Origin of the sequence: Streptomyces monashensis (genome assembly GCF_001866665.1) — a bacterium.
GTDB lineage: Bacteria > Actinomycetota > Actinomycetes > Streptomycetales > Streptomycetaceae > Streptomyces > Streptomyces monashensis.
The window spans coordinates 72,924-94,057 of the sequence record NZ_MLYO01000034.1 but is presented as its reverse complement, the minus strand read 5'-3'; the positions used below and the strand labels follow the sequence as shown (position 1 = coordinate 94,057).

The following is a 21,134-nucleotide window of genomic DNA, read 5'->3' as shown; positions in this document are numbered from 1 at the left end:
ATGTCCCGCACCCGCACCGCGATCGTCGTGGGTGGCGGCATCGCCGGTCCGGTCGCAGCCCTCGCGCTGCGCCGGGCCGGGATCGAGGCCACCGTGCACGAGTCCCACACCGGCACCGCCGACGGCATTGGCGGCGGCCTGGGCGTCGCCCCCAACGGCCGGGCCGCCCTCGGGCTCGTCGGACTCGACCGGATCGGCGCTCCGATGAACGCCATCGTGCTCCAGAACCACAAGGGCCGGGTGATCGCCGAGATCCGTCAGCCCATGCAGTTCAGCTGGCGCTCCGACCTGTACCGGCGGCTCTACGACCTCGCCCGGGAGCACGACGTCCAGGTCCACCACGGACACCGACTGGTCGACGTCCGCGAGAGCGGCACCGGTATCCGGGCCGTCTTCGCCGATGGCACCACCAGCGAGGAGGCGGACGTCCTGATCGGCGCGGACGGCCTGCGCTCCACCGTGCGCCGGCTGATCGACCCGGCGGCTCCCCGGCCGCGCTACTCGGGACTCCTCGGCTTCGGCGCCCGCGTCGACGGCGCAGGACTGCTGCTCACCGGCGACCGCATGTACATGGCCTTCGGCCGACGGGCCTTCTTCGGCTACCAGACCTTCGACGACGGCACCGGCGTCTGGTTCGCCAACCTGCCCCACCCCTACCTGACGTGGAAGGAGGTCGGGCAGACCTCGAACGAGGAGTGGCTGCGCCGACTGGGCGAGGCCTTCGCCCAGGACAGCGTCCCCGCCCTGGACTTGCTGCGGCGCACCCGGCCCGAGGAACTGATCACCACCGGTCCGATGGAGGACGTCCCGCACGTCCCGCAGTGGCATCGCGGCCGCATGGTGCTCGTGGGCGACTCCGCCCACGCCACCTCTCCCAGCTCCGGGCAGGGCGTCTCCCTCGCCGCGGAGAGCGCCGTCGAACTCGCGCGTGCGCTGCGGGACCTGCCCCACCCCGAGGCCTTCGCCGCCTACGAGGGCTGTCGCCGTGCCCGGGTCGAACGCGTCATCGCCCAGGCCGCCCGTACCAACAGTGGAAAGGCGGCCGGTCCCGTGGGCCGGGTGGTGCGGGACGCACTCCTGCCGCTGTTCGCCCGCCTCGCCACACCCGAGAAGTCGGCCTGGCAGTACGACCACCGGATCCGCTGGGACGACCCCGTCGCCGCGTGAGGACACGACCGGCGAGCGCGGTGCCGTCGGCGGGCTCAGGGGTAGATCTTCTTCTCCTCGGCCAGCATGGCCACGAACTTCTCGATGCGGGCGGCCCTGGTCTGCGGCTTCTTGGCGGCTTCGACCCGGTGCAGGATGGAGTACCGGTTGCGGCTGTCCAGGGTGGCGAAGAAGTCGCGGGCTGCCGGCACCGCGTCCAGGGCGGCCCGGAGGTCGTCGGGCACCGTCGCCCTGCTCTGACCCGGGTACGCCGCCTCCCACCGGCCGTCCGCCCTGGCCCGCTCCACCTCACGCAGCCCGGCGGGGCGCATCCGGCCCAGCTCGATCAGAGCGGTCGCCTTGGCGCGGTTGATCTGCGACCACCTGCTGCCCGGGCGCCGCGGGGTGAAGCGCTGCAGCCAGTGCCGCTCGTCCAGCTTCCTCTTCTGTCCGTCGATCCACCCGAAGCAGAGCGCCGACTCCAGCGCCGTCGCATAGTCGACGCCCTCGACTCCCGAGCCGCTCCTGGGAATCCTGAACCAGATGCCCGGCACCTCCGCGTGGTGCTCCTCCAGCCACCGCTCCCACTCCTCCTGCGTGGCGAAGGAGAGGACCGGATCCGCCGCTCCGCGTGATCCCTCAGACATGACCGCCATGAAAGGCCACGACCGGGACCGGGTCAACCACCCGGCACCTTGAGGATCGCGGTCACGGCGACGGCCACCGGCCCGGTGCCGAGGCGGACGGCCACGACGTACCGGGAACGGTCGGGTGGGGCGAGGGGTGGGCGCGGCCCAACTCGCCCCACTGACGGGCGGCTTCGCGTGACTCGGTCCGCCGTGTCACCGCCGCACCGATCCGCAGGCAGGCCGTGAACAGCACACCTGCGACGGCCGCGGGGCAGGGGATCCACCACGCCTCGGCCAGAAGCAGCAGGACGGCGATCACGTCGCCGCTGCTCCAGCCGTTGAATGGCGGACATCAGCAGCATGATCGAGCCGTGCATGGTGAACACCTGGTCGAACTGCTCGTTCGACATGATCTGGAGCCCGGGCGGGCGAGTTCGGCGCGCACGAGCTGGGCCGTCACGCCGCCCACGACGAACAACACGAGGGCCGTGACCCGATACATCGTCCCGATCTTCTTGTGGTCAGTGGTCGTCGGCCACTCCGCCCACTCCGGTCTGCCCGCAGCGCGCCGTCCGTCGTGCCGTCGGTCCGGCCGCCTTCCCGGCCACGGGTGCACCGGCACCCGGTGCACGCGCGCGGGGCCCGGATGATCGTGTGGCCGGTCCCTGCCGGTGCGGCAGGGACCGGCCGAACTCTTCGAGCCCGAGCGGGAGTTGTCGTGCCCGTCGCGCGAGCGGGCCGCGCCGGCCTTCCCGGGGCTTCCTGCGCGGCTCCCTGTCCCGGCCGACCGGCAGCTGAGAGGCGGAGCATGCCCCTCACGCCGGACCACACCGTCGTTCCCGCTGTCGACAACGACGTGGCAGCGCGCTTCTTCGCCTCCGTCATGGGGCTGGAGCACCCGGTCGGCCATCGCCTGGGGCTTCGACGCGGATCCGTCGTCCTACGGCGCCAGCGGCTTGAGCAGGGCGAGCAGGGCGCCCTGTGGGTCGCGGACCACGCTCATCCGGCCCGTGGCCGTGTCGAACGGTGCCGTGCAGACGGTGCCGTCACGCTTGACCAGGGAGTCCACGGTGGAGTCGACGTCGTCGACGGCGAAGCAGGTCAGCCAATGTGCCGGAGTACCCGGCGGGTCGTTGTCGAGCAGTGTGACGCTGCCGACGGTCCGCCCACCGGCCTGGAGGTCCCAGCGCGACGTGGCCCCCGGCGTCCGTTCGATGCCGATGCCGAACACCTCCTGGTAGAAGCGCGTGGCGCCGTGGACGTCGTCGGTGTGCAGTTCGTTCCAGACGAGCGCGCCGGGCTCGTCGACCACCTGTGCGCCCGAGAACTCGCCGGGCTGCCAGACCCCGAACACCGCGCCCTGCGGGTCACGGGCGAGCAGCATGCGTCCGAGCGCACCGCCGTCCATCACCGGGATGAGCGGGGTGCCGCCGGCGGCGGTGATCGCGTCCCGGGTGGCTTCGGCGTCGGCGGCGGCCAAGTAGCTGATCCACATGGCGGGCCGAGCCGATGTCCCCTCAGCGACCGAGGCCGGGGGAGGGGCCGGGGCGATGCCGGCCACGGCCTTGCCGCCCAGCTCGCAGACCGCGTATCCGCCGGACTCGGCCAGCCCGGCCTGCCCCTGCCACCCGAACAGGTCGCGGTAGAAGTCCAGCGCGGCCAACTGGTCCTTCGTCATCAGATCGACCCAGCACGGGGCCCCGCTCGCGTAGGCAATCGTGACTTCGGGCATGCGCCACTTCCCACTCTTTCTGCCGGGGTGCCTGGTCGGACACCCGTACGTCGGACCGCGACCAGCCGCCTGACACACCGCCCGCGACCGGAGGTCCGCTGCTGAGGGACGGCCGTGGAACAGTCGCGCGAAATGACTTCCCGTCCGATGGCAGGGTTACGTCGCCCGTTCGCGGCATCGATGCGTGCGGGGCGTTGACGCGCCGGTCCGCCGAGCGGCGCGGGCACTCTTCGGACTCAATCTTGCGGAATCCGCATCTTTGCGTAGCGCGCAGATTTGGCTATCGTCGTTCCATGGGGTTGCGAGAGCGGAAGAAGGCCGAGACGCGCGCCGCGCTCAGTTGGGCGGCGCTGCGACTGACCGTCGAGCGTGGGCTCGACAACGTCAGGGTCGAGGACATCGCGGAGGCCGCCGGAGTCTCGCCTCGCACGTTCAACAACTACTTCTCCGGCAAGGGCGAGGCGATCGTCGCGCGCCACCTCGACCGGTGCCTGCGCGTGGCGGACGTACTGCGCGAAGACCCGGAGGAACCGCTCTGGGACGCGATCACCCGGGCGGTGCTGACACAGTTCGCGCCCGACGCGGCTGCCACCGCGCACCCGGTCGCCGACACCGCGCAGTGGGTGACGGGCGTGCGCATGATGCTCGCGGAACCGGCGCTGCGAGGCGAGATGCTGCGCGCCGGGGCGGTCGCCGAAGCCGAGATCGCGGCGGCCGTCGGCGACCGCACCGGCACCGCCCCGGAGCGGGATCTGTACCCGCACCTCGTCGCGTCCGCGGTCATGGCCGCGACGAACACCGCCATGGCCCACCATCTCCGCAGCGATCCGCCGGTACCCCTCGGGCCGCTGCTCGCGGACGCCCTCGCACAGCTCACGGCGGGCCTGCCCGCCCCCTGAAGAGCCACCGCGGACGGACAGCCCGGCAGGCGCCCGAGCCGATGTCCCCTGCCCGTAAAGGAACTTGTCCATGATCGACGTCGTTGTCGCGGGCGCTGGGCCGAACGGCCTGATGCTGGCCTGCGAGCTGGCCCTGGCCGGCGCACGCCCGCTGGTCCTGGAACGCCGCACCGAGCCGTCCGGCGAGCACCGCGCGAACGGCCTCGTCGGCCAGGTGGTCCGCATGCTGGACCGGCGCGGACTCTACGAACGGCTGACCGCACCCGGAGCCCGACCCCGGCCGGTCCCCGGGTTCACCTTCGGGGCGTTCCCGCTCGACCTGAGCGATCTGCCGGACCACCCGCTCTGCACGTTGGCGGTGCCCCAGCGCCGGATCGAGCGGATGCTCGCCGAGCGCGCGGCCGAACTGGGCGTCGAGGTGCGTCTCGGCCAAGAGGTCACCGGCCTCACCCAGAGGGAGAAGTCGGTGATCGTCGAGCTGGGCGGGCGGGAGCAGGTGGAGGCGGCCTTCCTGGTCGGCGCCGACGGCGGACACAGCCTGGTCCGCAAGCTCGCCGGGATCGAGTTCCCCGGGGTGACCGTGGACGACTCGGTGTCGCGCAGCGGGCATGTGAGCGTGCCCCCGGGGTCGGTCGGGAGCGACGGCAGCCTGTCCGTCCCGGGCTTCGGGGACATACCGCCGTTCCGGCATCTGCGCACGGCACACGGCCTGGTCAGCTGGGCGCCGTTCCCGGGCGGCGATCCGTTGATCAGCACCACGGAGTGGGATCAGCCGGCCGGGGGCGAGGTCTCGCTCGACGACCTTCGGACCAGTGTCTCCCGGGTCCTCGGTGTGAACGTTCCCCTCGCCCCGCCGACCGGACCGGGACCGCACCTGATGCGACGGCTGGCCGGTGGCAACACCCGGATCGCGAGCCGATACCGCGCGGGCCGCGTGTTCCTCCTCGGGGACGCCGCACACGTGCACGCGACGATCGGCGGCCCGGGGCTGAACCTGGGGCTCCAGGACGCGATGAACCTCGGCTGGAAGCTGGCCGCGCAACTGCGCGGCCGCGCACCGCAGGGACTGCTGGACACCTACGAGTCGGAACGGCTCCCGGCCGCGCGGCGGGTCGCCATGCACACCCGGGCCCAGTCCCTCATGACGCGCCCGGGCGGTGAAGTCACCGCCCTGCGTGAACTGTTCGGCGAACTGCTCGCCCGGCCCGAGACACGGCGGCACATCGCGGAGCTGCTGTCCGGCGCGGACATTACGTACGACATGGGACCGGCGACCGGCCCGCTCGTCGGCCGCTGGGCACCGGACCTGCCGGGACTGCGCGAACTCACCCGCGGTGGCCGTCCCCTCCTCCTGGACCCCACCGGCACCCTCGACACGGGCCGTTGGGCGCCACACGTCGACACGGCGACCCTCCCGCACCTCGAATCGGCCCTGCTGCTCCGCCCCGACTGCTATGTCGCCTGGCAGGGCACCACGGGCGACGGCCTGCACGAAGCACTGGAGACGTGGTTCGAACCGCCGCTCACGGAATCCACCCGCACCGCTCGGATAACATGATCGAACTCGCGAGCGAAGGTGACCTCTTCGCGCGCCGCTCGTCGGAAAGCCACGCCGCCCGGCACGACGAGTGACCAATTGATCGACAACTCACACATCGGCCAGATAATTGATATCCAGAACATCGCGGGTGCTTTCGCGAATAGATAGCAGAACAAGGTTCGTTGACCGGCGCCGCCCGCGGGGGATGTTGTGGGCCGCGGCGGGCGCGGTGGCCCTCGGGTTCCTCGTCTCGCTGGAGATCGCCGCCCGTCATTACGGCCTGCCGGGGCCGATCACCAATCAGGCGAAAGAGGTGATATTCCCCCCGAAGTCGGGATTTCTGCTGTACGCCAGCCTGGCGTTGACGATGGTGGTGCTCACCTGGCGGCAGCGGTTCATCGCACTCGGTGTCGCGGTCGGCATCGACGTCGCGCTCCTGGTGGTGCGGTGGGCGGCCGGCATCAGGATCACCGAGGGGCACCCCTTCGGAAACGGGGCGTTGTGGGTGATTCTGGGGCAAGCGGTCATCGCTGTCACACGCCGTACGGGGCGCGAACGTGTCCTGCTGCTGAAGGGCGTCGGCCTGGGACTGCTGCTGGTGGCCGGCCGTAAGACCGGTGACGCCTGGCTGCTCGTCACCTCGAAGACCCGCCCGGCGGTGTTCGACCAGTACGCGGCGACCGCCGATCACGCGCTGGGCAACCCGTCATGGGTGGCGGGCCGGATCGTCCGGGCCACCGGCCCGATCGGTGGCCACGTTCTCGACTACGTCTACATCCAGCTCGCGGTGGCCGCGGTCGTCGTCGCGATGTACCAGCTGCGGAATGTGGCGGCCGAGCGGCGATTCCCGCGCCATCATCTCGTGCGGACCTTTCTGGTCATCGGTCTCCTCGGGCCGGCCGTCTACATGGTCTTCCCGGTGGTCGGGCCGGTCTTCGCCTACGGCGCCGAGGGCGGAAACTGGGCGGTGGCCAACCTGTGGCCCGACACACCGCCGCCGATCAACGCCCCGCACCCGATACCGTTCGACGAGATCACCCCGCGCAACTGCATGCCCAGCCTGCACACGGCCTGGGCCACCACGATTTTCGTGCATTCCCGCAAGGGCCCGCGAATTCTGCGCTACGCGGGGACCTTCTGGTTGGTCGCCACGCTCGGGGCAACGCTGGGATTCGGCTACCACTACGGCGTGGATCTCCTCGCCGGCGTGGTGTTCGCGCTCACGGTCGAGGCGGCCCTGCGCGCGTTCGCACGGGGCTGGGACCGAGCGGGGGCCCGACTCGTCGCCCAGGGCGCGACCGTCTTCGCCGTGCTCCTGGCGTCGTATCGCTGTCTGCCCATGAAGATGGCCGAGCACCCGTGGGTGTTCGGACCGCTGCTCATCGCGGCGACGGGGTCCGTGGTCGTCGGCTACCTGCGGACCACCAGACTGTGGGAGCCGGCTTCCGCACCGGTGCGGAAGCCGGAACCACAACCCGAACCGGCCTGAGAGCGGGCGGCCCCGTACGGCGGTGCCGCCCGACTCCCGGCGCCTCGTCAGGACCCTGTGCAGTCGGAGTGCTCGGCGAGGTCCAGGACATGGCAGGCGTCCAGGAGATGGCCGGCGACCGTACGAGCCCCGGCGTCGCCGATGAGCACCGTGTAGTGGTTGACGCCGGGCACCCGGTGCGTCGTCATCCGGACTGGGTCGAGGGCCGCGGCGGCCAGCCGTTGCTCGTCGTACAGCCCCTGCGGTTCGTTCAGCAGACCGCGCTCGGCCCACAACAGGCGTGTGGGCAGGGACAGTTGATGTACCGCAGCCAGGACGTCCGGATCGCACAGCACCTGCGTGCCGTCGAGGCGGACGGCGTCCAGGACACAGGACGAGCGCAACCGGGGCTCCGCACCGACGAGATCGCGTTGGATGTAGGCGTCCGCCCACGGCGACCAGGAGCCGGAGAAAGCCGGATGGCTCCGCCAGTAGTCACGGTAGGCCTGCCGGTCGGGGAAGATCATGGTGAGCCGGTTCATCGCCGGGCCGAGGACGGCGTCGAGCAGGGCATCCGCGTCCAGACGGGCCGGCGCGGGGAAGCCGAGCCCGCCGTCGACGAGGACGAGTGAGGCGAACCTCGTGGGATGGTGCACGCCGGTGACGGCGCCGACGAACGCACCCATCGAGTGGCCGGCGAGTACCGCCTCCTGGAGGTCGAACGCGTCGGCGATCGCGGCCACGTCCGAGGCGTGCGCGGCGATCCCGTACGGCCCCGGCAGCGACCTGTCGGCCGCCCGGCCGCGCAGGTCGGGAGCGAGCAGGGTGGCGCGGCCGGCGAGGTGGTGGGCGACGCGGGCCCAGGAGAGCGCGTTGGCGGTGATGCCGTGCAGCGCGAGCACGACGGGGGCGTCCGCGTCGGCCGCGGGCCAGCGCAGCACGGCGAGTTCACCGCCGTCGACGGGCACGCTCAGCTCTTCGTACCCATCGGTGTCCGTCGCTGATGCGCGGGAACAGGCCTCGACATCACGTGTCATCTTCGGCAACTCCCTCTCTCGTCGCGCACGATAGCCCGCGACGCGCAGCCCGGATATGTGCTGAACACATGCACGCGGTCTCGGCGTCGTGTGGTGTGGCCACGTGCATCGGGAGGCCATGGGACGTGGCTGGACCGCACGCCGGCTGCTGCACCCCTGGCGCGCGACGCCGCACCCCGGATGGCAGGATCGGAGGGTGTCCGTCATGAGTAAGCTGCAAATCAAGCCTGGTCAGAGTGTCGTCGTGCTGGGCAGGCCCGACGACGTCCAGCTGGAGTTCGAGTCCGTGGGCGACGCGGCCTCGGCCGATGCCGTGCTCGCCTTCGTGACCACCGCCGGTGACCTTCCCGGGGCGGGTGCGCAGGCCGCGCTCGCCGCCGCCCGGCGCGATGCCCTCGCCTGGGTGGCGTACCCGAAGGGCGGCAGGCTCGGCACGGATCTGAACCGCGACACCCTGGCCGCCGCGCTGTCCGAGCAGGGCGTGCGCCCGGTGCGACAGATCGCCATCGACGACACCTGGTCGGCGCTCCGCTTCCGGCCGGGCTTGCCGTAGGCGGCCACTGTGGCTTCGGCGCACCCCGTACACTGACTGCCCGTGTCAGCCAACGGGGAGAGTGTTGCAGCAGTGAACCATCAGGACGGCGTCAACTGGATGCTGAGCGAGACCCCCATCTACGCCCGCCTCGTCGAGGAGTTGGGTGACGTCCCCACGGAGGTCAACCGGGTGAGCATACAGATTCACCGGGAGGCGGACCGGGCCGTCGACTTCAGCGCCCTGCGCGGCTGGGCGGCGTGAGCGGCCGCTGCCTGCCGCGCTCACGGGTGCGTCCCGGGCGTTCGAGGTGAGCACAGGCGTTCCTGCACTGGCTGGCGCGGCCCCCCGCGGTAGCCCACGGCGCCGGGTGCCTCGCCTTCCTGTGACCTGCTGCCGGCCGCGCATGGGGTCACCTTCCCGTTCGTCACCCGCTTGAGACCGTCCACCGCAGCCGACATCGCGACGAAGTCGTCACCGGCGTACCGGAGTTGACCGTCGACGGCGAGCCGACGTGGGTGGGGGAGCGGTCGTGGCCGAACAGGCCGGGCCCGTGACCTCTTCGGCCGGGACGTCGCGTGGGCGCAGGCCGCCGATCAGGCCGAGGATCAGAACGGCGATGCCCAGCCATACCGAGGGACTCGGCGTGCCGCTGCCCGTCACGGTGCCGACGGCGGCCGCGGCGAGCGGTGCGATGCCGGTGAGCAGCCCGGCTCGCCCGGACCCGGCGGCGCGTACCGTCGAGTACCACAGGACGAAGGCGACCGCCGTCACCAGCAGAGCCAGATATCCGACCGCCGCCCACTGGAGCCCGGTCAACTCGCCGAGCGCCGACGGCCCTTCCCGCATCGCGCCGAGGGCGGCCAGCATCACGGCGGCCAGCCATATCGCGTGAACGGACACGCCCCACGGCGAGTGCCGACGGAGCACGGGCACGGCGAACAGCGTGAACGCGGCCTCGCAGCCCAGGGCCAGCATCGCCCACGCCACGCCGACGGCATCGGTGCGGCCGGTTCCTTCGACCAGCACCGCGCCCGCCATGACGACGGGCGCCGCCCACAGGACCTGCCGGCTCGGCCTGCGCCGTTCCAGGAACGGGCCCGCCACGCCGAGGACCACCGGTACACAGGCGACCGCGACGGCGATCACCGCCGGTTCCGCGTGGGCGACGCCCCGGACCACGGCCACGTTGAACAGGACCAGCCCGGTGACGGCGATCCCGGCCAGCCACAGCCACTCGCGGCCGCGCGGCCGGAGCAGGCGCGCACCGGTGAGCCGGGCGATGACCAGGAGGATCACGGTCGCGGCCGCGTACCGGACGGCCTGGGTGGTGAACAGCGGGGCGCCGACGAGTGTGTGCGAGACGGTCACACTGCTGCCGACCAGCGCCATCCCCACCATGCCCGGCAAGAGCTGGGTGAACGAAGCGGAAGGTGTGTTCATGGCGTCCAGGCTGCCTCCACAATGGACGTCATGAGCAGGTCCACAGCGTCGTCGGTCCAGGGGTCCAAAAAATCGCACCCGGCCACGAGGACAGGGGCGGAGGCGCCGGCGGACACCACACCCGCCGCCGACGCGGGTGTCGGCTCGGACTTCCTCCAGCTGGACATCGGGCAGGCACCACCCGGCGGACGTACGGCCTGGCTGGCCGACCGGCTGCGGTCGGCCATCGCTGACGGCAGGCTGCCCGTCGGCGCACGGCTGCCCGCCAGCCGCGTACTCGCCGCGGAACTGCGCGTCACCCGCGGCGTGGTCACAGAGGCGTACCGGCGGCTCGCCGAGTCGGGACAGATCGCCGGGCGCGGCCGGCTGGGCACGGTGGTCGTGGCGGCGCCTGCCCCACCCCACGTCCGCGGCACGGCCATGCCCCGCGACCGAGACCGCGCCCGCGCCACGGCCATGTCCCGTGACCATGACCGTGCCGCGGCCTCACCCGGGCCGGGGGCCGCGCTCTTCGGCTCCGGTGACCGCGAGGGCGTCGTCGACGCTCTGCGCGCCCTGCCCAGCCGTATCGACCTCTCCCCGGGCGTGCCCGACCTCGCCGCGTTCCCCCGCACGAGCTGGCTGCGCGCCGAACGCGCTGTCCTCGCAGGTGTCACCCCGGCCGACTTCGGCTACGGCGACCCCCGCGGCGCCCCCGCGCTCCGCACGGCGGTCGTCGGTTGGCTGGCCCGCAACCGGGGCATCCGCGCCACACCGGACGAGGTCGTGGTGGTCGCGGGCGTGGCACAGGCGCTCGGCCTGCTCGGGCGGATCCTCGCGGCGGACGGGATCCGCCGGATCGCCGTCGAGGATCCCGGTTCGCTCGGCGCGCGCCAGCAGTTGGAGTACGGCGGCCACGAGGTCGTGCCCGTTCCCGTGGACGCGGCCGGCCTCGACGTCGGAGCACTGCGTGCCAGTGGCGCCCGGGCGGTGCTGCTGACCCCGGCCCACCAGTTCCCCACCGGTGTCGTCCTCGACGGCGAACGCCGCCGCGAACTGCTGAAATGGGCGGCCGACGGCGGTACGGTCATCGAGGACGACTACGACGCCGAACACCGCTACGACCGGCCGCCGGTGCCGGCACTGCGCTCGCTGATGCCCGAAGGCGTGTGCTACGCGGGCAGCGTGTCCAAACTGCTCGCCCCCGCGCTCCGCGTGGGCTGGCTGCTCGTACCGCAGAACCGGCTGGACGCGGTCGTGACGGCCAAACGGTACGCCGACCTCGGCAACGGCGTCCTGACCCAGCTCGTCCTGGCCCGTCTGATGGACTCGGGTGAGCTGGAACGGCACCTGCGCCATGTCCGGCAACGCCACCGCCGACGCCGGGACGCGATGCTGCGCGCGATCGAGAAGCATCTGCCCGGCGCCCACGTCCACGGTGCGGCCGCCGGCCTGCATCTGACGGTCACCTTCGGCAACCCGCCGGGCGCGGCCCGCGGCGACGGCCTTCGTGACACGGACCTCGCGGCGGCAGCTCTCGCCGAGGGCGTGAAGGCGCACCCACTGTCCTGGCACCGCATCACCCCCGGCCCGCCGGGCCTGGTCCTCGGCTACGCGGCGGGCCCCGCGCACGAGCTCGACGAGGGCATCGCCGTCATCGGCTCCGCGCTGAGGGATCTGCTCGCCTGAGCCGGGTGCACGCGCACGGAGTGCCGTATCGCCGTAGGGGCCGGCCCGTCGACGCGGTCTGGATGTGTCCCCTCCCGTCGCGAGGCTCGCGAGGTCATTGCGGGCCCTGGTGGGCGCGGCGGAAGTCGCCGGGTGGGCTGCCGGTGTGCCGGGTGGAGAACGTGCCGAAGTTGGTGGGCTCGGAGAAGCCCAGGCGGCGGGCGATGACCGCGACCGGCGTGTCGGTGTGCGCCAGCAGCCGCTGTGCCTCCAGGGCCACCCGTGCGTCGATGACCTGTTTGACGGGTCGGCCGGTGGCGGCCGGGCAGGCCCGGGTGAGGGGCTTGACGGTGTAGCCCAGGTGCGGGGAGTAGTCCTCGGCGCGGCGGGTCGTGGCGTAGGACCGTTCGAGCTCGGAGCGGAAGCGGGCGTAGATCTCACCGCCGAAGCGCGGGTCGCCTGCCTCGTCCTGTCCGGGCAGGCGATCGATGTGCAGCAGCGGCGTGGCGAGCAGGAGCTGGAGGATCTCCTGTGACACCGCGCCGGGCGGCCGGGCGTATCCGGCCCGGAGCTGGTCCAGCAAGGTGGACAGGGTGGCGTGGTCACGGCCGGTGCCGAGTTGGCGGCAGACAGGACCGTGTCACCCGTGCGTCAGGCGGTCGGTGCCGGCGACACGGGCCGGGAAGGACGGGGTGAACAGCAGATGCGGGCCGTTCGCGGCGCCCGGGGAGCCGAAGCGCTGGACCTGGCCGGGGCGGACCCACAGCAGTGTGCCGGGGCGGCACGGGTACGTGACGAAGTCGACGGAGTGTTCGCCGCTTCCCTCGGTGAACAGGGTCAGGGTGTGGAAGCGAGGACTACGTCGCCGCCCTCGTCGACGAGATCGAGACTCCCCGGCACCTCAACCGGCGCTTCACGGTGGGCTATTGACATCGAGCGACACCGGCGCGGCACCGGCAGGGCCGACCGGGCGGCGGTGGCGCCGGTGTCGGCCACGATCCGCGTCGGCGGCGCCCTGCAGGTCACGGGCGACCGGCCGGCCTCGGCGTCGGTGAGGCTGCCCTCCGTGACGTCGACGGTGCCGACGTCGAAGCGGATCGCGACCCGGGAGCAGCCCGAAGTGGATCGCGACCCGGGAGCAGCCCGTGGTGGCGAGCCGGTCGAGCAGTGTCCGCGGTCCATGACCCCAGCGCGACGGACGGCAGGCGGGCAGGTGCGCCCGCGCGCTCGGCCGTCGTGGACGGCGTGAATGATGAGGTGACTGCGCCGGTCGCACCATCCTGCAACTGTTCGGCAGGTCCGTCCGCTCCGGGATCAGCCTGTGGTGCAGTACTTTTGCGGGAGTCCGGACAGATCGCTGTGCCGCCCCCTCGATGAATGCCGCGACCGATGCGATGCGGTGACCGCTCTTGCGCGCGCTGCGAACTGTGAGCAACTGCCCCTGAACACAGCGGAGTCCACGGCCCTTCACGCTGACGGGTTCCTCGGGGACGCGGAGGCACTGTGAACGAGACCGAAGTACTGATCATCGGTGGCGGGCCGGTCGGACTGGCGCTCGCCCTGGACCTGCGCTCCCGGGGTGTGTCCTGCCTGGTCCTCGAGACCACCGACGGCCGGGTGCGCCATCCCAGAGTCGGCACCGTCGGCCCGCGGTCCATGGAGCTGATGCGCCGCTGGGGCCTGGCCGAGCGGATTCGCAAGACCGGCTGGCCCGGTGACCACTCGCTCGACATCGCCTGGGTGACGGCGGTCGGCGGGCACGAGATCCATCGGCTCGGCTTCGGCACCACCGACTCCCGTCCGGCCCTGCCCTACACCCCCGAACCCGAGCAGGTCTGCCCGCAGCACTGGCTGCTCCCGCTCCTCGCCGAGGCCGTGGGCCCCGAGGTGCTGCGGCGCGAGTGCCGACTGGAGTCCTTCGTCCAGGACGACCGCCAGGTCCTGGCCACCGTGACCGACCTGACGGACGGCAGCCGCCTCGACATCGGGGCCCGCTACCTCGTCGGCTGTGACGGCGCCGCTTCCCGCGTGCGCACCGCCCTGCGGATCGCGGCACCGCCCCGGCGCCCGACGCGGGTCTTCCGCAACATACTCTTCCGTGCTCCTCGCCTCCGCGAGCAACTCGGCCCGGGCGGCGCCCTGGTGTACTTCCTGACCCAGCCCCCGGACCTGCGCTACCCGCTGCGGGCGATGAACGGCAGGGACCTGTACCGGCTGACCGTCGGCCACCGCACCTCGGCCGACCCCATCCGGGCCATCCGGTCGGCGATCGCCCTGAAGACACCCATCGAGGTGCTCTCGGACAACGTCTGGCACCTGACCCACCGAGTCGCCGAGCGCTACCGCCACGGCCGGGTGCTGCTGGCCGGGGACGCCGCCCACACGCTGTCGCCCTCCGGCGGCTTCGGGATGAACACCGGCATCGCCGACGCGGCCGACCTCGGCTGGAAGCTGGCCGCCGAACTCGCCGGCTGGGCAGGTCCCGCACTGCTCGACTCCTACGAGCAGGAACGTCGCCCCGTGGCGGAAATCAGTCTGACCGAGGCCGACGGCAACCTCCGCCGCACCCTGGACCGCCGCCTGCCCACCGAGATCCTGCTCGACACCGCCCAGGGCGCCACGGCGCGGACGCGACTCGCCCGGGCCATCGAACGCAGCGGTGTGCGGCGCGAGTTCGAGGCCCCGGACATGCACTTCGGCTACCGCTACGCCTCCCCGGTGATCGTCCCGGACGGCCGCACCGCACACGACTGGTGCGCCGACCTCGTGGCCGGCGGCCGGGCCCCGCACGTCCGGCTGGGGTACGGTGCCTCCAGCCTGGACCTGTTCGGTCACGCCTTCCACCTGGTCGCCTCCGATCCCCACGCCGACCTGCCCGCACTCGACGCCCTGGCGCGCGCCTTCGGCGCTCGCCGGGTCCCGTTCGCACTGACCCGGGCCCCGCTCTACGCCAGCCCGTACGCGCTCATCCGGCCCGACGGCCATGTCGCCTGGCACGGCACCGAGTTGCCGGCTGACCCCGGTGCCCTGGTGGACACCGTGCGCGGGGGACGGCGATGACGTTCGGCCCGTCCGGCAGCGCCTGCCCGAGCCGACCCGGCGGCCCTGGCGCCCTCGGGAGGCCTGCCAGGGGCGCGCCGCCTGCCCGAATACCCGGAACGTAGCCGCACGTCGCACGTTCCGCGCGGGCCTCCGCACCGCGCAACCGCCACTCACCCGGCGGGCCCGTCCGCCATGTCCCCACTCCCATCCGCCGTGCCCCCAGTCCGGTACGCCACGCACCGAACCGACCGATCACCGGCAGGAGTTGTCACCATGCGCGTCCTCGTCACCGTCACCGGATCGTCCTCCCATGTGAACGCCGTGCTGCCTCTGGTCTCGGCGCTCGCGGCAGCGCGCCACCAGGTGCTCGTCGCGGCCCCGGCTCACCTGCTCGGGTCGTTCGACAGCCTGCCGGTGCGGCGGGAACCGCTGCTGACCGATCCGCACACCACCTTCTCGCCGCAGGCCGAAGGACCGCCCGAGCGCCGCGCGTTGGACCTGTTCGCCGGAGCCCATCTCGTCGACAGCTACCGCACACTGCTGCCCGTGGCCCGCTCGTTCGCACCCGACCTGGTCATGCGGGACGGCGGCGAGTTCACCGGATATCTGGTGGCCGAGACACTCGGGCTGCCGCACCTGGCCGCGCCCTCGGGAGCGGCCAACCACCTTCACCCCGCGGCGCTGCAACCGCAGCTCAACCATCGGCGCGCCACGCTCGGACTACCGGCCGAGGACGACCCCGACGCCATCCACCGGTACGGCCGGCTGGACTGCATGCCCCCGGAGTTCTCCTTCGCCCGCCATCCGACGTGCAGGTCCTACCGCTACCGACAACCCTCCGAGATCGATCCCGGTGCCGTACTGCCGCCATGGGTGGCCGAACTCCCCGCCGACCGGCCACTGGTGGTCGCCGCGATCGGGACCGTACTGCCCGCCGTCCCGCACGACGTGCTGGACGTGCCGGCCCTGCTCCACGCCATCGTCGCCGGGCTGGCCGAGCTCGACTGCCAGGCGGTGGTGGCGACCGGCGGCATCCCCGTGCAGCGCCCGCGGGCCGCGGGCCATGTGCACCTGGCGGACCGCGTACCGCAGCCGATGCTGCTGCGCTGCGCCCAACTCCTCGTCACCCACGGTGGATACAACAGCATCAGGGAGGCGGTCGGGGCCGGGGTGCCGATGGCCGTGCTGCCCGGCTTCGGCGACCAGCCCGCCAACGCCGACCGGGTGGAGGAACTCGGTCTGGGCCGCCGTATCCCCTCGCCGGACGAGGCGGCCGCGGTGTGCCGCCAGGTGCTGGACGACCCCGAGGTGTCCGCACGCTGCCGCCACGCCCAACGGCGGATGCTCGGCCTCCCACCGATCCAGGCGGCGGTGGGTGACCTGGAGAAGATCGCGAGCGGGGGAGCGTGAGATGGCACAGGACGACTGCGACGTCGTGATCGTCGGCGCCGGACCGACGGGCCTGGCCCTCGCGGTCGGACTGCGTCTGTACGGGCTGCGCGTACGGCTCCTGGAGAAGCAGGACAGCGGCAAGCGCGAGGCCCGCGCCGGCATCGTCTGGCACCGGGCCATGGAAGTGCTGGCCGACCTCGGCTGCGCCGAGCGGTTCGTCGAGGAAGGAGTGTCGCTCGACTCGACCGAGCTGTTCGTCCAGGGACGGACGGTCGGAGTCCTCGACCTGACCGCGAGCGGCACCCGTTGGCCCAACCCCCTCTCGATCGAACAGGACGCGGTGGAGCGGCTGCTGGCGGAACGGCTCACAGAGGTGGGCGGCGCGATCGAGTGGTCGACCGAGGCGACGGCGGTCCGGATGGCCGAGGACGCGGCCGAGGTCGAGGTCCGCCGCGCGGACGGCCGGCCGCAGACGCTGCGCTGCGCGTGGGTGGTCGGCTGCGAGGGCTCGCACAGCCTGGTGCGCAAGGCCGCCGGCCTGCCGTTCGACGGCGGTCCGCGGCGCCATCTGCAGGTCGCGCAGATCAACGCGAAGGTGGACTGGAGGCTGCCGTACCACGGCGACCGCACCTACCTCCTGCTGGACAAGGACCTGTCGCTCGGCTGCGCGCCCCGCCCCGGAGGCGGCTACCGCTGCTTCGCCTTCACCCGCGAACCGGACTCGACACCGCTCACCCCGGTGACCGTCGAGGAGATGCGACAGCTCTTGATGCGCGCCGCACACGACTCCGACGTATGGCTCACCCCGACACTGCCGGAGTGGACCAACCGGGCCCGCTTCCAGGACCGTTTCGCCCGCTCGCTGCGCTCCGGACGGGCCCTGCTGGCCGGGGACAGCGCGCACCTGTGGGCGCCGATCGGCGGACGCGGACTGAACACCGGCCTGCGCGGTGCGCACAACCTGGCCTGGAAACTGGCCAGTGTGGTACGCGGCTGGGCCCCGCCCGAGCTGCTGGACACCTACTCCACCGAGCAACGGCGCACCGCCCTGCGGGTGATGCGCCGTACCCGGCGTGACGTGCTGGAATCCCCCGGCACATGGCGGGTCCTGCTGACGATGCGCCTGGTCGGCCGTCACGTACTGGGCACCCGTTGGGCGGCCGACCGCATCCGCGGCCGGCTCGCCGACCTGGACCTGGACCACCGGGGAAGCCCGCTGTCGGCGCACGGAGGCGGTGACCGGATGCCCGACCAGCAGGTGTGGGCGGACGGCCGTGCACACAGCCTGCATACCCTGCTCTCCTACCGGCACTGGACCCTGCTCTCGGTCGGCGAACGCCCCCCACCCGCCCCGGCACTGGCCTCCTGCTCCCTGCCGGTCACCGTCCGCGCGGTGTCCCCGACGCACGCCTCACGCCAACTACCCGACCAGTCCCTGGTACTTGTACGCCCAGACCTGCACATCGCCCTGCAGACCAGAAGTCCCGAAGAGGTGACGGCCTACCTGGGCCGATGGTGCACCCGCGCCGGGGCCGCGCCCGGACAGTGACCGACCGTGGCATCGAGCCCGAGGAGCGCTGGGAGGACCGAGGAGCCTTTCATGCGCCGGCGCCGCCTTGCGACGCCGGTGTCGGCGAGTTCACCGTTCAGGGAGTACGGCCCCCTGACCACAGGCCTGTCCGCGCGCCCTCTTAATATCGTTTCGCCTTCTTCGACGGACGCTGACGCCAGCTTGGCCGCGCCCGCCGTCCAAGGCTCAACGTCCCACGCTCAACGCCCCAAGACGACACAACGACTCCACCGCACGACGATGGTGTCGTGCATGGAGGAGGAACGGTCATGCAGGCTCGGAGGATCGGTGCGGCCGCCGCAACAGCGGTGGCGCTTCTGGCTGCCCGCGACCTTGTCCAGAAGAGGCATGCGCTGCTCCGGAACTTCCCGGTGATCGGGCACGCCCGGTACCTGTTGGAGACGATCGGGCCGGAACTGCGGCAGTACATCGTGACCTCCAACGAGGAGGAGCGGCCGTTCAGTCGTGACCAGCGTTCCTGGATCTACGCGTCGGCGAAGGAGGAGAACAACTACTTCGGGTTCGGCACCGACGTCGACGTCGAGCATGTGCAGGGGCACGCCTACCTCAAGCAGCGCACGTTCGCCGGACCTCTGCCCGACGCGCACGACCCGCAGGCGCCGCTGCCCTCGGCGAAGGTGCTGGGCGGGCCGCGCGGGCGCGCCAAGGCGTTCCGGCCGGCGAGCGTCGTGAACATCTCGGCGATGAGCTTCGGATCGCTCTCCGGCGCGGCCGTCACGGCGCTCAACAAGGGGGCGGCACTGGCGGGCACGATGCACAACACGGGCGAGGGCGGCCTGTCGCCGTACCACCGCAACGGCGGCGACCTCGTCCTGCAGATCGGTACGGCGTACTTCGGCTGCCGCAACGAGGACGGCAGCTTCGACCTCGACAAGCTCAAGGACGTGGTCGCCGGCGCCCCGGTCAGGGCGATAGAGATCAAGCTCTCGCAGGGGGCCAAGCCGGGGCTGGGCGGGATGCTGCCGGGTGCGAAGGTGACCCCGGAGATCGCCAAGATCCGCGGTATCCCGGTCGGCAAGGACTGCGCCTCCCCGTCGCGGCACACCGCGTTCAGCGACGTCGACTCGATGCTCGACTTCGTCGAACTGATCGCCGCCGAGACCGGGCTGCCGGTCGGGGTCAAGAGCGCGGTCGGAGAGATGGGCTTCTGGCAGGAGCTGGCCACGCTGATGGCGCGCGGCGACCGTGGTGTCGACTTCGTGACCGTCGACGGCGGCGAGGGCGGCACCGGGGCGGCGCCGCTGATCTTCACCGACTCGGTGTCGCTGCCCTTCCGGATGGGCTTCTCCCGGGTCTACGGCGCCTTCGCCGAGCTGGGTCTGACCGACGACCTGACGTTCATAGGCTCGGGCAAGCTCGGCTTGCCCGAGAACGCCGCGGTCGCCTTCGCTCTGGGCGCCGACATGGTGAACGTGGCCCGTGAGGCGATGCTGTCCATCGGCTGCATCCAGTCGCAGAAGTGCCACACCGACAAGTGCCCCACCGGCATCGCCACCCAGAACCAGTGGCTGGCCCGCGGCCTCGACCCGGCCTCGAAGGCCACCCGGGCCGCTGTCTACCTGCGCACCCTGCGCAAGGAGCTGACCAAGGTCTCGTCGGCCGTCGGCGTCGCCCACCCGGCACTCATCACCGCCAACGACATCGAGATCATGAACGGCGACTACGAGGCCCGCACCCTGGCCGGCGTCTACGGCTACAAGGACGGCTGGGGCGAGCTCGGCCCGCACCTCGCCGAGGAGATCACGGCCCTGCTCACACGATGAGGAACTCGACGCGGACGCGGTGACGTTCGTGGCACCGGCGAAGCTCGCCGAAGTCTCCGCCGGTGCCGTGCCGTGCCGTGCCGTGCCGTGTCCGCCGCCCGCTCACGTCCCATTCCGGGGACCGGTACTTCGATGAGCGTGGCGGCGTCCCGGCCGGGTACGAGCACACGCACTTCGGCCGCCGGCGTGACCGCCGCGTCCACATCGTGCACAACGGGAGCCGGCAACCGGCCCGCGCTCCGGTGTTGCTCGACCCCTGGGGCGTACGGATGCCCGTCACCGCGGACGAGGCAGCGACGGCGCAGGCGAAGGCGCCGTGGCTCCGTCCCGGCGCGCGGCCGACTACCGGCCGGCCGGAGTGATTCGGCGGCCCGTGAGGTGTGTGGGCCGGATCGACACCCACATCTCGCGCTCGCCACCCGCCCAAGGTCTGGTGTGGGCCCGTTCGGTGAGCCGGCGTACGGCATCGGGCTCCGTCACCACGCTCGCGGGGCCGACCGCGAGCACGCTCCATCCCTGGCTCAGCGCCTCGTCCACGTGGTCGACCTCGAAGGCGACCTCCCTGCCCGCGGCGGCCGCCGGCGAGGAACCGGGTGCGGTCCGGAAGGCGATGGCGTCGTCGACGACCTCGTAGTTGACCGGGACGACGACCGGGCGGCCGTCGGAGGACGACACCGCCACGCGACCCACGCCGTGTGTGGAGAGCAGCTCGCGGCATTCGTCCGGGCTGAGATCCCGCAGTTGTGGGTGGAGCAGCGCGTGGCCCTGCCCCGGTGGGAGATCCATGCCTCCGCCGCGCAGTGCGGCGACCGTGGTGCCCAGGGCGTCGGCCAGTCTGATGACCGTGGCCAGGGTCGGATCCGCGGGCCGCTCTTCCAGGTAGGCCAGGTAGTCGGGGGACATCCGGGCGCGGCCGGCCGTCTCCTCCCGGCTGAGCCCCTTCCTGCGGCGTTCGACCCCCACGCGCCGGCCGATGTCGCCGGGATTCGCCGTCCCGGCCGGAGGCACGGTCAGCGACACGGCCTCCGCCTCGTCCGTGCCCGGCCGCGACTCCTGTGCGGCTGCCGGCCCGCTCTGCTCGACGTGACGGATGTGGGCGTCGGGCCCCGGGAAGACGAGGGTGACCTCGTCCGTGTCCGACCAACGCACGTCGTACGGGGGCGTTCCGTCGTCGTGGTGGATTCCGACGATCTTGCCGTCGCGCCTGGTGGCGCCGGTCGTCGGGCTGTCGATGACGAGCAGGTCGCCGAGGTGAGCTCGCATGATCGCCGCC

General features: G+C 72.2%; 17 protein-coding genes and 2 pseudogenes. 11 read left to right on the top strand and 8 right to left on the bottom strand.

Annotated elements, in window-relative coordinates:
* Entirely contained in the window at positions 1–1,167 is a 1,167-nt protein-coding gene (locus BIV23_RS20890; RefSeq protein WP_071382426.1) for an FAD-dependent oxidoreductase, read from the top strand.
* A 35-nt stretch (positions 1,168–1,202) separates the two neighbouring features.
* Here the strand turns inward: BIV23_RS20890 and BIV23_RS20885 are convergent, their stop codons facing one another.
* The 4 genes and pseudogenes from BIV23_RS20885 to BIV23_RS20875 form a co-directional block, all read right to left on the bottom strand.
* The gene (locus tag BIV23_RS20885) at positions 1,203–1,793 is read right to left on the bottom strand and encodes a YdeI/OmpD-associated family protein (protein ID WP_071382486.1); all 591 of its coding nucleotides are present in this window, start codon (positions 1,791–1,793) and stop codon (positions 1,203–1,205) included.
* A 61-nt stretch (positions 1,794–1,854) separates the two neighbouring features.
* Positions 1,855–2,094 (bottom strand): hypothetical protein, encoded by a 240-nt coding sequence (locus tag BIV23_RS50415; RefSeq protein WP_071382425.1) that lies wholly within the window; start codon positions 2,092–2,094, stop codon positions 1,855–1,857.
* Positions 2,095–2,119: 25 nt separating this feature from the next.
* Positions 2,120–2,604: pseudogene (locus BIV23_RS53960) on the bottom strand (cbb3-type cytochrome c oxidase subunit I); the annotation flags it as partial.
* 111 nt (positions 2,605–2,715) lie between these two features.
* Entirely contained in the window at positions 2,716–3,507 is a 792-nt protein-coding gene (locus BIV23_RS20875; RefSeq protein ID WP_071382424.1) for a VOC family protein, read from the bottom strand.
* A gap of 293 nt (positions 3,508–3,800) precedes the next feature.
* Here BIV23_RS20875 and BIV23_RS20870 point away from each other — a divergent pair, with 293 nt between their 5' ends.
* From BIV23_RS20870 to BIV23_RS20860, 3 genes are all read left to right on the top strand, one after another.
* Positions 3,801–4,406, top strand: a complete 606-nt coding sequence (locus BIV23_RS20870) for an acyl-CoA-like ligand-binding transcription factor (protein ID WP_071382423.1) — start codon at positions 3,801–3,803, stop codon at positions 4,404–4,406.
* 70 nt (positions 4,407–4,476) lie between these two features.
* Complete coding sequence (locus BIV23_RS20865; RefSeq protein ID WP_071382422.1) at positions 4,477–5,964, top strand: FAD-dependent monooxygenase; 1,488 nt, start codon at positions 4,477–4,479, stop codon at positions 5,962–5,964.
* A gap of 187 nt (positions 5,965–6,151) precedes the next feature.
* Complete coding sequence (locus tag BIV23_RS20860; protein WP_071382421.1) at positions 6,152–7,435, top strand: phosphatase PAP2 family protein; 1,284 nt, start codon at positions 6,152–6,154, stop codon at positions 7,433–7,435.
* Positions 7,436–7,482: 47 nt separating this feature from the next.
* Here the strand turns inward: BIV23_RS20860 and BIV23_RS20855 are convergent, their stop codons facing one another.
* Complete coding sequence (locus BIV23_RS20855; protein WP_071382420.1) at positions 7,483–8,451, bottom strand: alpha/beta hydrolase; 969 nt, start codon at positions 8,449–8,451, stop codon at positions 7,483–7,485.
* Positions 8,452–8,656: 205 nt separating this feature from the next.
* On the opposite strand from BIV23_RS20855, the gene BIV23_RS20850 reads away from it, so the two are divergent.
* Both BIV23_RS20850 and BIV23_RS50410 read left to right on the top strand, forming a co-directional pair.
* Positions 8,657–9,004: a hypothetical protein gene (locus tag BIV23_RS20850; protein WP_071382485.1), complete on the top strand. Its 348-nt coding sequence runs from the start codon at positions 8,657–8,659 to the stop codon at positions 9,002–9,004.
* Between the two features lie 72 nt (positions 9,005–9,076).
* Positions 9,077–9,247: a hypothetical protein gene (locus tag BIV23_RS50410; RefSeq protein ID WP_177239974.1), complete on the top strand. Its 171-nt coding sequence runs from the start codon at positions 9,077–9,079 to the stop codon at positions 9,245–9,247.
* A gap of 210 nt (positions 9,248–9,457) precedes the next feature.
* Here BIV23_RS50410 and BIV23_RS20845 read toward each other — a convergent pair whose 3' ends face one another.
* The gene (locus tag BIV23_RS20845; RefSeq protein ID WP_071382419.1) at positions 9,458–10,426 is read right to left on the bottom strand and encodes a DMT family transporter; all 969 of its coding nucleotides are present in this window, start codon (positions 10,424–10,426) and stop codon (positions 9,458–9,460) included.
* A gap of 21 nt (positions 10,427–10,447) precedes the next feature.
* On the opposite strand from BIV23_RS20845, the gene pdxR reads away from it, so the two are divergent.
* Entirely contained in the window at positions 10,448–12,094 is a 1,647-nt protein-coding gene (gene pdxR, locus BIV23_RS20840) for a MocR-like pyridoxine biosynthesis transcription factor PdxR (RefSeq protein WP_071382418.1), read from the top strand.
* A gap of 94 nt (positions 12,095–12,188) precedes the next feature.
* On the opposite strand, the pseudogene BIV23_RS20835 reads toward pdxR, so the two are convergent.
* Positions 12,189–12,923 (bottom strand): annotated as a pseudogene (locus BIV23_RS20835) (helix-turn-helix domain-containing protein); the annotation flags it as partial.
* A 653-nt stretch (positions 12,924–13,576) separates the two neighbouring features.
* Here BIV23_RS20835 and BIV23_RS20830 point away from each other — a divergent pair.
* The 4 genes from BIV23_RS20830 (at position 13,577) to BIV23_RS20815 (ending at position 19,861) form a co-directional block, all read left to right on the top strand.
* Complete coding sequence (locus BIV23_RS20830; protein ID WP_071382417.1) at positions 13,577–15,133, top strand: FAD-dependent monooxygenase; 1,557 nt, start codon at positions 13,577–13,579, stop codon at positions 15,131–15,133.
* 255 nt (positions 15,134–15,388) lie between these two features.
* Positions 15,389–16,525 (top strand): glycosyltransferase, encoded by a 1,137-nt coding sequence (locus tag BIV23_RS20825; RefSeq protein ID WP_071382416.1) that lies wholly within the window; start codon positions 15,389–15,391, stop codon positions 16,523–16,525.
* Position 16,526: 1 nt separating this feature from the next.
* Positions 16,527–18,056, top strand: a complete 1,530-nt coding sequence (locus tag BIV23_RS20820; protein ID WP_071382415.1) for an FAD-dependent monooxygenase — start codon at positions 16,527–16,529, stop codon at positions 18,054–18,056.
* 290 nt (positions 18,057–18,346) lie between these two features.
* Positions 18,347–19,861: an FMN-binding glutamate synthase family protein gene (locus BIV23_RS20815; RefSeq protein ID WP_071382414.1), complete on the top strand. Its 1,515-nt coding sequence runs from the start codon at positions 18,347–18,349 to the stop codon at positions 19,859–19,861.
* Positions 19,862–20,203: 342 nt separating this feature from the next.
* Here the strand turns inward: BIV23_RS20815 and BIV23_RS20805 are convergent, their stop codons facing one another.
* The gene (locus tag BIV23_RS20805; RefSeq protein ID WP_071382412.1) at positions 20,204–21,124 is read right to left on the bottom strand and encodes a pyridoxamine 5'-phosphate oxidase family protein; all 921 of its coding nucleotides are present in this window, start codon (positions 21,122–21,124) and stop codon (positions 20,204–20,206) included.
* Between the last annotated feature and the right edge of the window lie 10 nt (positions 21,125–21,134).

Bases quoted from the DNA above. Each gene is read 5' to 3' on its own strand.
- BIV23_RS20825 (WP_071382416.1), top strand. From the start codon at position 15,389: ATGCGCGTCCTCGTCACCGTCACCGGATCGTCCTCCCATGTGAACGCC.
- BIV23_RS20855 (WP_071382420.1), bottom strand. From the start codon at position 8,451: ATGACACGTGATGTCGAGGCCTGTTCCCGCGCATCAGCGACGGACACC.
- BIV23_RS20815 (WP_071382414.1), top strand. From the start codon at position 18,347: ATGCAGGCTCGGAGGATCGGTGCGGCCGCCGCAACAGCGGTGGCGCTT.
- BIV23_RS20875 (WP_071382424.1), bottom strand. From the start codon at position 3,507: ATGCCCGAAGTCACGATTGCCTACGCGAGCGGGGCCCCGTGCTGGGTC.
- BIV23_RS20845 (WP_071382419.1), bottom strand. From the start codon at position 10,426: ATGAACACACCTTCCGCTTCGTTCACCCAGCTCTTGCCGGGCATGGTG.
- pdxR (WP_071382418.1), top strand. From the start codon at position 10,448: ATGGACGTCATGAGCAGGTCCACAGCGTCGTCGGTCCAGGGGTCCAAA.
- BIV23_RS20885 (WP_071382486.1), bottom strand. From the start codon at position 1,793: ATGTCTGAGGGATCACGCGGAGCGGCGGATCCGGTCCTCTCCTTCGCC.
- BIV23_RS20870 (WP_071382423.1), top strand. From the start codon at position 3,801: ATGGGGTTGCGAGAGCGGAAGAAGGCCGAGACGCGCGCCGCGCTCAGT.
- BIV23_RS20850 (WP_071382485.1), top strand. From the start codon at position 8,657: ATGAGTAAGCTGCAAATCAAGCCTGGTCAGAGTGTCGTCGTGCTGGGC.
- BIV23_RS20820 (WP_071382415.1), top strand. From the start codon at position 16,527: ATGGCACAGGACGACTGCGACGTCGTGATCGTCGGCGCCGGACCGACG.
- BIV23_RS20890 (WP_071382426.1), top strand. From the start codon at position 1: ATGTCCCGCACCCGCACCGCGATCGTCGTGGGTGGCGGCATCGCCGGT.
- BIV23_RS20805 (WP_071382412.1), bottom strand. From the start codon at position 21,124: ATGCGAGCTCACCTCGGCGACCTGCTCGTCATCGACAGCCCGACGACC.
- BIV23_RS20860 (WP_071382421.1), top strand. From the start codon at position 6,152: ATGTTGTGGGCCGCGGCGGGCGCGGTGGCCCTCGGGTTCCTCGTCTCG.
- BIV23_RS20865 (WP_071382422.1), top strand. From the start codon at position 4,477: ATGATCGACGTCGTTGTCGCGGGCGCTGGGCCGAACGGCCTGATGCTG.